Consider the following 10,329-nt stretch of genomic DNA (forward strand, 5'->3'; position numbering starts at 1 on the left):
GGGGCGACCGCCCCGGCCGGCGAGCCCGGTTCTCGGCAGCTCCCGGCGCCCGGCTCGGCCACCTCAGCCGTACCGACCCCGCCCTCCACCACCCACGCGGCGGGGGGAGGGGTTGCCGCGCCCGCCGGGGAGGCGGAACAGTGCCCGACCGACGTCCAGCCTCCCCGGCCGGGACACCCGGCGCCGATGAGCAGCCACGGTCGGCGGCGGGCGCGGCGGTGCGCGTTCCCCGGTCGGCCCCGGACGACGAGGCCACCCGGTGGGCAGCCAGCGCTGCCGCCCGCCCCCCACCCCTTCCACGCGGAACTCGAGACCACTGGGGAGCGCTCGCCGCCTGGGCTCGCGCTGCCGGCTCCGAACGCGACGAGTGCCTGTGGAACGGCGTGGAGGGAGGTGACCCGGCGGTGCTCGGCCTGAACCCGGGCTCGGACGGACGCGACCCCGAGGCAGGGGTCGCCACCATCCTGTCCACGGTGCTGCTGGGGCTACTGGTGGTCGCCCTGGCCGTGGGGGTCGCCGTGGGCGTCGTCTCCCTGACTCGCCAGCGGGCTGTCAGCGCGGCCGAGTTGGCGGCGCTCGCGGCGGCCGCTCGGGCGCTGGAGGGCGACCCCGACGCCTGCGGGGGCGCGGAGCGGGTGGCGAGGAGGATGGGCACGGTCCTGGTGTCCTGCGAGGCGGGAAGTGCCGACTACCGGGTGGAGGTGCGCGTCGAACCTGCCGGGTTGGGGTTCGTCGGCGCGGTCCACGCCCGCGCCAGGGCCGGTGTCGTCCTCACCGGGTGACCGGGCGCCCGGCCGGCCCCGGCGGCCTTGGCCCCCACCCGGCGCTCCGTCCGCGCTTGCCGCCTCCGATCCGTGCGCCCTTCCCGGCGGGCCCGTGGCGGCCCCTGGCCACTGCCCTGCCGTCCGGGTGCGGCACCAGTCAGGGCAGCGGTGGACGGCGGCGCCCACCGCCACGGCGGGGAGGGTTGCCCCGCACGCGTCGAATGGTTGTTGACCGGCGGTGAGCGGCACGTTCGGCGCGATCCGGCGCGCCGGCGAGGAACGCGGGGCGAAGTGGAACCTTCGGTCGCCCGGTCGGGTGGGTGCACTCGGCGTGCCGTACCTACCGGCTGTCGACGAACGGTTATCGAGCGGTTCCCGGCTGCCGTTGACTGGATGTGGGCGGTGATCGAGGTCTCACCCACGAAGAGCCACAGCGGTGACATCAGGAGAGGCGGACAAACCATGGACTGGTCCGGAGGATGGCGTGACGCCTTCCGCATCGAACTCCGTGCCGAGGCGATCGGCCTCGCCTGGCGGAAGTGGCCGGTCTTCCCGGGCACCTACCTCGACGGTGGCCAGTGGGTGGGCGGTGACGCCGCGGGTGAGCAGCCCGGCCCGGTCCCCGTCGAACCCGACTGGGCCGACCACCTGCTGGTGGACGCCAACCGGGCCGCCTCCTGGTGGTCGGTGCGCCCCTACAGCCTGCTGCTGGCCACCGGCTACGTCGTCGACGCCGTGGAGGTGGACGCGCCCTTCGGTCGCCGCATCGCCAGCACCCTGCGCCGCCGGCACGCCCAGCCCGTCCCGATCGTGGCCACCCCGGACAACACCTGGCTCTTCCTGGTCGCCGCCGGCTCGGCGTCCCCCTCCCGCATCCTCGCCCAGCCCGGCGTCGTCCTGCACGGCCGAGGGAGCTGGATCACGCTCCCCCCGACCCCCGCCGAACACGGCGTCGTGCACTGGCGCGTCAAGCCTTCGGTGTGCGGATGGAAGCTGCCGGCGGTGAGCCTCGTGGAGGAGGCCGTCACCGCTGCCGTGCAGGCGGAGGCCAAGGAACTGCGCGCCCGGGGGGAGCGCCTGCTCACCGTGCGCCGTTGACGCTGCTGCCGGCGCCCACGACCAGCGCTCAGCCGCCCTCGTTCGCCGCCGCCAACGGTGCCACGAGAGGGGAGCCTGACCGCCGGAGGCACGACAGCACCAGGTCCAGCACCACCACCGCCCCCGCCTTGTCCAGCGGTTCGTTGCCGTTCCCGCACTTGGGCGACTGAACGCAGGACGGGCATCCCGCCGAACACTCGCAGGAGGTGATCGCCTCCCGCGTCGCCGCCAGCCAGGGCATCAGCGCGGAGAAACCGCGCTCGGCGAATCCGGCTCCCCCCGGATGCCCATCGTGGACGAACACCGTCGCCTCCCCGGTGTGCTCGTGAACCACGGTGGAGACGCCGCCGATGTCCCAGCGGTCACAGGTGGCGAACAGCGGTAGCAGGCCGATCGCCGCGTGTTCGGCCGCATGGAGTGCGCCGGGGACGCGCGCCGGATCGAGACCGGCGCCCCCCGGCGCCACTCCGCGCACCAGGTCCTCCGAGAGGCTGTACCAGACGGCGCGCGTCCGCAGGGTCCGGCTCGGCAGGTCGAGCGGCACCTGGTCGAGCACCGCTCCGCTCGGCCCGCGCCGCAGGTACCCGACTACCTGGGAGATCACGTCCACCTGGCCGAAGCCGACGGTGAGACCGCCGGGGTACTCCAGCCGGCGCTCCTCCTCCACCACGACGACGTCGGTGGCGGTGCGGGGGAAGGTGCTCCAGTCGGGTGCCTCCGCGTGCACCAGGGCGAGGTGTTCGTCCAGGTCCAGTTCGTCGACGACGAACGACTCACCCCGGTGCAGGTACACCGCCCCGGGATGCACCGACGAGCACGCCGTCTCGGGGGCCACCGTTCCGAGCAGGCGACCGGTGTCCCCCTCCACGACGACGACCTGCTCACCCCCGGACCCCCGGATGTCCACCTGGTCGTGCGGCCGTTCCCGGTGGGTCCAGTACCAGCCGGTCGGACGACGTCGCACGACGCCGGCCTCCACCAGCCCCGCCAGCACGGTCTCGGCCTGCCCACCAGCCAGGGCCGGTAAGCAGTCCGGGGTGAGGGGCAGTTCGGCGGCCGCGCAGGCCAGCTGCGGCGCCAGCACGTGGGGGTTGGCCGGGTCGAGCACGGTGGACTCCACCGGCGCACCCAGCAGGGCCTCCGGGTGGTGCACCAGGTACGTGTCCATCGGGTCGTCCCGCGCCACGAAGACCACCAGCGAGCTCTGCCCGGCTCGTCCCGCCCGCCCCGCCTGCTGCCAGAAGGAAGCCCGGGTGCCCGGGTAACCCGCGACGACCACCGCGTCCAGACCGGCGATGTCGATGCCGAGTTCCAGCGCGCTGGTCGTGGCGAGCCCCAGGAGCTCCCCCGACGCCAGCGCCCCCTCCAGCTCCCGCCGTTCCTCCGGGAGGTAACCGGAGCGGTACGCGGCCACCCGTTCCGCCAGGCCCGCGTCCACCTCCGCCAACGCGTCCCGGGCGTGCAGCGAGGCCAGCTCGGCCCCGACCCTCGACCGGACGAAGACGAGCGTCCTGGCGCCGGCGACGACGAGGTCGGTGAGGATCCGCGCCGCCTCGGCGCCGGCCGACCTCCTGCTGGGCGCCGCTCCTCCGGTTTCCCCGTCCGAGGAGAGCGGCGGTTCCCACAACGCCACGACGCGTTCGCCGCGCGGCGCGGTGTCCCGGTCGACGGCGACGCACTCCCGGCCGGTGAGCCGGGTGGCGCTCTCCTGGGGGTCGGCGCTCGTGGCCGAAGCCAGGACGAACACCGGGGAGGCGCCGTACCGGGCCGCGATCCTGGACAGGCGCCGCAGGACCACCGCCACGTGCGAGCCGAACAGGCCCCGGTAGGTGTGGCACTCGTCGACGACGACGAACGACAACCGGCGGAGGAACCGCGCCCAGCGCTGGTGCCTCGGCAGGACACCGAGGTGGAGCATGTCGGGGTTGGTGAACACCCACCGGGAGTGCGCGCGCACCCACTCCCGGTCCTCCTGGGGGGTGTCGCCGTCGTAGGCGGCTGGCCGCACGTCCCGCTCCGACAACTCGACCGCGGCCCGGAGCTGGTCCGCGCCGAGGGCTTTGGTCGGTGACAGGTAGAGCGCCGTCGCCCGGGGGTCCTCGGAGAGGCCGGCCAGGACCGGGAGCTGGTAGGCCAGCGACTTCCCGGACGCCGTTCCGGTGGCGATGACCACGTGCTGGCCGGCCCGTGCGAGGTCTGCCGCCGCGACCTGGTGCGCCCACGGCCTGTCGATGCCGGATTCCCGCAGCCGCTCCACCAGGGGATCGGGCACCCAGGTCGGCCAGTCGGCGTGCTCCCCGTCCCGCGCCGGCAGCGTCGCGACGTGCCGCAGCGGGTCCTCGTTCGCCGTGACGCCACCCAGTACCTGGTCAAGCAGGTCCCTCGCGTGTCCCCGGTTCATGCCGCGAGCCTCGCACAACCGGACCACGAGATCATGGCCGGTCCGCCCCCGCTATCAGGCGGCCGGTGATTTCGGCGGGCTTTGGCCGAAGAAAAGATGAGGTGATCGACACACCGTGAGGTACGCCACCAATATGGCCAATACAATCCGCGCCCATGACGCGGGTCGCCACTCTCGTGACAGGCCCGAACACAGAAAGCGACCAATCAGGAGGACGGAATGTCCCGGCTCCACCTCGCCCAGAGCACCTGGGCGCAGGGCCTAGAGTTGTCCGGGGGTGATTACGGCGTCGTCGCCGTCGTCGCCGTCGTCGCTCTGGCCGCTCTCGCCGTCGGATACTTCCTGCTTCGGGAGGTACTCGCCGCCGGGCAGGGCAGCAGCAAGATGCAGGAGATCGCCGTCGCCGTCCAGGAGGGAGCGACGGCCTACCTGAGCAGGCAGTTCCGCACACTCGGCGTGTTCGTCGCTCTGGTGTTCCTCCTCCTCTTCGCGCTGCCCGCCGAGGACGCGAACGAGAGGATCGGCCGGTCCCTGTTCTTCGTGATCGGTGCCGCGTTCTCCGCTGCCATCGGCTTCCTCGGGATGTGGTTGTCGACCCGGGCGAACCTGCGGGTCGCGGCCGCCGCCGGCGAGCCCGGCGGCCGGGAGAAGGCGACCAGGATCGCGTTCCGCACGGGCGGGGTGGTCGGCATGACCACCATCGGCCTGGGCCTGCTCGGTGCGGCGGTCGTGGTCATGGTCTACGCCGGGCAGGCCCCGAAGGTCCTCGAGGGCTTCGGTTTCGGAGCCGCCCTGCTCGCGATGTTCATGCGGGTCGGTGGCGGCATCTTCACGAAGGCCGCGGACGTCGGCGCGGACCTGGTCGGCAAGGTCGAACAGAACATCCCGGAGGACGACCCGCGCAACGCGGCGACGATCGCCGACAACGTGGGTGACAACGTCGGCGACTGCGCCGGCATGGCCGCCGACCTGTTCGAGTCCTACGCCGTCACCCTCGTCGCCGCGCTGATCCTGGGTACGGCCGCCTTCGGGGCCCACGGCCTGCTGTTCCCGCTCATCGTGCCCGCGATCGGCGTGTTGACGGCGGTCGTCGGCGTGTACACGACGAAGGCGCGCCAGGGTGAGAACGGCCTGCGAGCGATCAACCGGGCGTTCTACCTCTCGGCGGGGATCTCGGCGGTGCTCTCCGTCGTCGCGGCCTTCGTCTACCTCCCCAGCAGCTTCGCCGAGCTGACCGGCGGTCAGAACACCACCGAGGGCAACCCCGCACTCATCGCCGCCGCGGCGGTGCTGATCGGAATCGTCCTCGCGGGGGTCATCCTCTGGTTGACGGGCCGGTTCACCGGCACGGAGCACCGCCCGGTGCGGGACGTCGGGCGCAGCTCTCGGACGGGGGCGGCCACCGTCATCCTCTCGGGGATCTCCGTCGGCTTCGAGTCGGCCGTGTACACCGCGCTGGTCATCGGCGCCGCCGTCTACGGGGCGTTCCTGCTGTCCGGGTCGATCACCGTCGCCCTCTTCGCGGTGGCCCTCGCCGGCACCGGGCTGCTCACCACCGTCGGCGTCATCGTCGCGATGGACACCTTCGGCCCGGTCAGCGACAACGCCCAGGGCATCGCCGAGATGGCGGGGGACAGCGACCCGGAGGCCGCCCGCATCCTCACCGACCTGGACGCGGTCGGCAACACCACGAAGGCGATCACCAAGGGCATCGCGATCGCCACGGCGGTGCTGGCGGCGACCGCGCTCTTCGGGTCGTACACGGACGCGATCCAGACCGCGTTGGCCGGCATCGCGGGCGCCGTGACCTTCGACCTCGCGGGCTTCCTCGTGTACAACCCCGGGCTGCTGGTCGGCCTGGTCATCGGGGCCGCCGTCGTGTTCATGTTCTCCGGGCTCGCGGTCAACGCGGTGTCCAGGGCGGCCGGCGCCGTGGTCATGGAGGTCCGGTCCCAGTTCCGGAACAACCCCGGGATCATGGACGGGACGGTGCGTCCCCAGTACGGCCGAGTCGTGGACATCTGCACCAAGGACTCGCTCCGGGAGCTGGCCACTCCGGGGCTGCTCGCCGTGTTCGCGCCGATCGCGGTCGGATTCGGCCTCGGCGTGGGCCCACTCGCCGGCTACCTGGCCGGTGCCATCGGAGCCGGGACGCTGATGGCGGTCTTCCTCGCCAACTCGGGCGGCGCCTGGGACAACGCCAAGAAGCTCGTCGAGGACGGGCACCACGGGGGCAAGGGCTCGGACGCGCACGCGGCGACCGTCATCGGGGACACCGTGGGCGACCCGTTCAAGGACACGGCCGGACCCGCCATCAACCCGCTGCTGAAGGTCATGAACCTCGTCGCGGTGCTCATCGCCCCGGCGGTTGTCACCCTCTCCGTGGGAGACGGTGCGTCTCCGGTGGCGCGGGCGCTGATCGCCGTGGCCTCGGTGACGATCATCGTCGTCGCCGTCGTGGTCTCCAAGCGGCGGTCCACCGCCATCGGCGAGCAGGCTCCGGAGGAGACGCGCGACCCCGCGAACACGACCGCCTGATCCGCGGGACCGCTACGGGAGCGGTGCCGGCGGCTGCGACGCCGACCGGGGGCGTCGGGCGAACGGCTCCCACTCCGCCCGCACCGGCACGGCACCCGCTCGTGATCGACTTGTGCCCCTTCGGAGTAGAACGTGTGTTCTAGGATCGATTCGGGGTGGGGACGTCACGGGCGGGTGCCCTCCTGGTGATGCGCCCGTACCGCTCACGTCCCCCACCGCGGCCGGGGTGACGTTCCAGGGGAGCGCGCCTCCGCCGTGGCACCGCCGCTGCCGTGCGCCGACGCGTCGTCGGTCCCGCGCTTCCCGCCTCCGGTTCGTCGCCAGGTGGGCCGGTCCCGGTCAACGTCGCCCGATGCGGGGAGGAGTCGGTGCGGCTACCGGAGCGGCATGACGCTGAGTAGTCGTGCCGCGGGCTGGTCGGCCCGTGGGGACGGCGGCGCGGAACACAACCGCCCAGGCTGGACGTTCCACTCCTGGAACAGGTGGGGTGAGGGCGCGCCCAGGTGGCTCCTGAGTCACCCTGGGCAGCGCGGAGTGTCGCTGTCGGTGCACACTGGCGAGTCCGGGAACCGAGTGAGAGCAGGAGAGCGTGGCAGGGTCGACACGGGCGAAGAAGGGCGGCGGGAGCCGTTCGGGGGGCTCCGGCGGTCGTCGGCTGGTGATCGTCGAGTCGCCCGCCAAGGCGCGCAAGATCTCCTCCTACCTGGGGCGCGGATTCGTCGTCGAGTCCTCCCGGGGCCACATCAGGGACCTCCCACGGGGAGCGGCCGACGTGCCGGCCAAGTACAAGAGCGAACCCTGGGCCCGCCTCGGGGTGAACGTGGAGCACGACTTCGAACCGCTCTACGTCGTCACGCCGGACAAGAAGTCGACGGTCAGCGAGTTGAAGGACGCACTCAAGGACGTCGACGAGCTGTACCTGGCGACCGACGGCGACCGCGAGGGCGAGGCCATCGCCTGGCACCTGCTGGAAACGCTCAAACCGAAGGTGCCGGTGCGGCGCATGGTGTTCCACGAGATCACCGAACCCGCCATCAGGGCGGCGGCGGCGAACCCGAGGGACCTCGACCACTCCCTGGTGGACGCCCAGGAGACCCGGCGCATCCTGGACCGCCTCTACGGCTACGAGGTCAGCCCCGTGCTGTGGAAGAAGGTCATGCCCAAGCTGTCGGCCGGCCGTGTCCAGTCGGTGGCGACCCGCATCGTGGTGGAACGCGAGCGGGAGCGGATGGCCTTCGTCTCGGCCGAGTACTGGAACATCGCCGCGGTCCTCGACGGGGGGCCGGAGGCACAGCCCCGCACCTTCCCGGCGAGGCTGGTCAACGTCGACGGCGACCGGCTCGCCACCGGCCGGGACTTCGGGTCGGACGGTCGTCTGCGTTCCGGTGACGTGCGAGTGCTGGGCGAGGACGAGGCCCGGCAGCTCGCCCGGGGCCTCGACGGGGCGGAACTGGCGGTGTCCAGCGTCGAGGAGAAGCCCTACACCCGCAGGCCCTACGCGCCGTTCATGACGTCCACCCTGCAACAGGAGGCCGGCCGTAAGCTCCGCTTCTCCGCGGAACGCACCATGCGCACCGCCCAGCGGTTGTACGAGAACGGTTACATCACCTACATGAGGACCGACTCGACGACGCTGTCCGACACCGCCATGTCGGCGGCGCGCTCCCAGGCCGCGGAGCTGTACGGGGACCGGTACCTGTCCCCCCAGCCCCGCCAGTACACCCGGAAGGTCAAGAACGCGCAGGAGGCGCACGAGGCGATCCGCCCTGCTGGGGAGGTGTTCCGCACCCCGGGCGAGGTCGCCGGGGAGTTGGAGACCGACGAGTTCCGGCTCTACGAGCTGATCTGGCAGCGCACCATCGCCTCGCAGATGGCCGACGCCAGGGGGACGACGCTGAGCGTGCGCATCAGCGGGACGGCGCGCGGGGGCGAGCGGTGCGTGTTCGCCGCCTCCGGACGAACCATCACCTTCGCCGGTTTCCTCAAGGCCTACGTGGAGTCGGTGGACTCGGAAGCCGGCGGGGAGGCGGACGACGCCGAGCGCCGACTGCCGGTGCTCACCGAGGACCAGCGGGTCACCGCCTCCTCCCTGGAACCGGAGGGGCACTCGACCAACCCGCCCCCCCGGTTCACCGAGGCCAGCCTGGTCAAGGCGCTGGAGGAGCTCGGGATCGGGCGGCCCTCCACCTACGCCTCCATCATCAGCACCATCCAGGACCGGGGGTACGTCTGGCGCCGGGGCTCGGCCCTGGTGCCGTCCTGGGTCGCCTTCGCCGTCGTCGGACTGCTCGAACGGCACTTCGGTCGCCTCGTCGACTACGACTTCACCGCCGGCCTCGAGGACGAGCTGGACGGGATCGCGGCGGGCCGCCAGGAGCGCACCGCGTGGTTGTCCGACTTCTACTTCGGGGGCGACATCGGCCCGAGCGGATCGGTGGGCCGTGCGGGCGGGCTGAAGAAGCTGGTCGGCTCCGGCGTCGAACACATCGACGCCAGGGAGATCAACTCCATCCCCATGTTCACCGACGCCGAGGGGAGGACGGTCACGGTCCGGGTCGGTCGTTACGGCCCCTACCTGGAGCGGGAGGCGGCGTCCGACGCCGCCGAGGGAGAGGGCGCCCAGCGCGCCAACCTGCCCGAGGACCTGCCGCCGGACGAGCTGAACCCGGAGATCGCGGAGAAGCTGTTCGCCACCCCGATGGAGGGGCGTTCGCTGGGCACCGACCCGGAGACCGGGCGCGAGATCATCGCCAAGGAGGGCCGGTACGGCCCCTACGTCACCGAGGTCCTCGGGGAGGACGAGAAGGGCAAGCCCCGGACCGGGTCGTTGTTCAAGTCGATGTCGCTGGACACGATCACGCTCGCCGACGCGTTGAAGCTGCTGTCCCTGCCCCGAGTCGTCGGACGGGACCCGGAGACCGACACCGAGATCACCGCGCAGAACGGCAGGTACGGCCCCTACTTGAAGCGGGGGACGGACTCCCGGTCCCTCGATTCCGAGGCCCAGCTCTTCGAGATCACCCTCGAGGAGGCGCTGCGCATCTACGCCGAGCCCAAGAAGCGGGGGAGGCGCACGGCTGCCGCCGCGCCGCCGCTGCGTGAGCTGGGCGCGGACCCCGCCTCGGGCAAACCGATGGTCGTCAAGGACGGCAGGTTCGGCCCCTACGTGACCGATGGTGAGACCAACGCCTCGCTGCGCAAGGCCGACTCGGTGGAGACGTTGACCGACGAACGGGCCGCCGAACTGCTGGCGGAGCGGAGGGCGAAGGGCACCACCCCGAAGCGGGGCAGGAAGCGCACGGCGTCCAGCAAGTCCTGATCGACCGCCGGGCGGGCCCAGCTGGGAAAACCCCGGGGACGCGGTTGGTCGCCCGTCGCCGGGGGAATCCCTACCCTGAGGAGGGTGCTCAGGAGGTGGCGCCGATGTTCGGTGACGCGTTGACCGGACCCGATGGGACCCAGTCCCCGCCCGTCCCACCGCCGCGGGTCGACGCGACCGGTGTCCCGGCGACGGCGTGGACGGCGGCG

The 10,329-nt window shown here is 72.3% G+C and carries 5 protein-coding genes; 4 read left to right on the forward strand and 1 reads right to left on the reverse strand.

The features are described from left to right. The first annotated feature begins 404 nt into the window (after window positions 1–404). On the forward strand, window positions 405–782 hold the full coding sequence (locus ACTIDRAF_RS34045) for an Rv3654c family TadE-like protein (RefSeq protein WP_157163199.1): 378 nt from the start codon (window positions 405–407) through the stop codon (window positions 780–782). Window positions 783–1,226: 444 nt separating this feature from the next. Beyond that, the gene (locus tag ACTIDRAF_RS0221900; RefSeq protein ID WP_016700851.1) at window positions 1,227–1,862 is read left to right on the forward strand and encodes a bifunctional DNA primase/polymerase; all 636 of its coding nucleotides are present in this window, start codon (window positions 1,227–1,229) and stop codon (window positions 1,860–1,862) included. A gap of 28 nt (window positions 1,863–1,890) precedes the next feature. Here the strand turns inward: ACTIDRAF_RS0221900 and ACTIDRAF_RS0221905 are convergent, their stop codons facing one another. Next, complete coding sequence (locus ACTIDRAF_RS0221905) at window positions 1,891–4,263, reverse strand: DEAD/DEAH box helicase (protein ID WP_016700852.1); 2,373 nt, start codon at window positions 4,261–4,263, stop codon at window positions 1,891–1,893. Window positions 4,264–4,482: 219 nt separating this feature from the next. Between ACTIDRAF_RS0221905 and ACTIDRAF_RS0221910 the strand changes: the two genes are divergently transcribed. After that, window positions 4,483–6,801, forward strand: coding sequence for a sodium-translocating pyrophosphatase (locus ACTIDRAF_RS0221910; protein ID WP_016700853.1), 2,319 nt, complete (start codon window positions 4,483–4,485; stop codon window positions 6,799–6,801). Between the two features lie 589 nt (window positions 6,802–7,390). Then, entirely contained in the window at window positions 7,391–10,120 is a 2,730-nt protein-coding gene (gene topA, locus ACTIDRAF_RS0221915) for a type I DNA topoisomerase (protein ID WP_026066374.1), read from the forward strand. Window positions 10,121–10,329: the final 209 nt, after the last annotated feature.

The organism is Actinoalloteichus spitiensis RMV-1378 (assembly GCF_000239155.1).
In the GTDB taxonomy this organism is placed as follows: Bacteria; Actinomycetota; Actinomycetes; order Mycobacteriales; family Pseudonocardiaceae; genus Actinoalloteichus_B; species Actinoalloteichus_B spitiensis.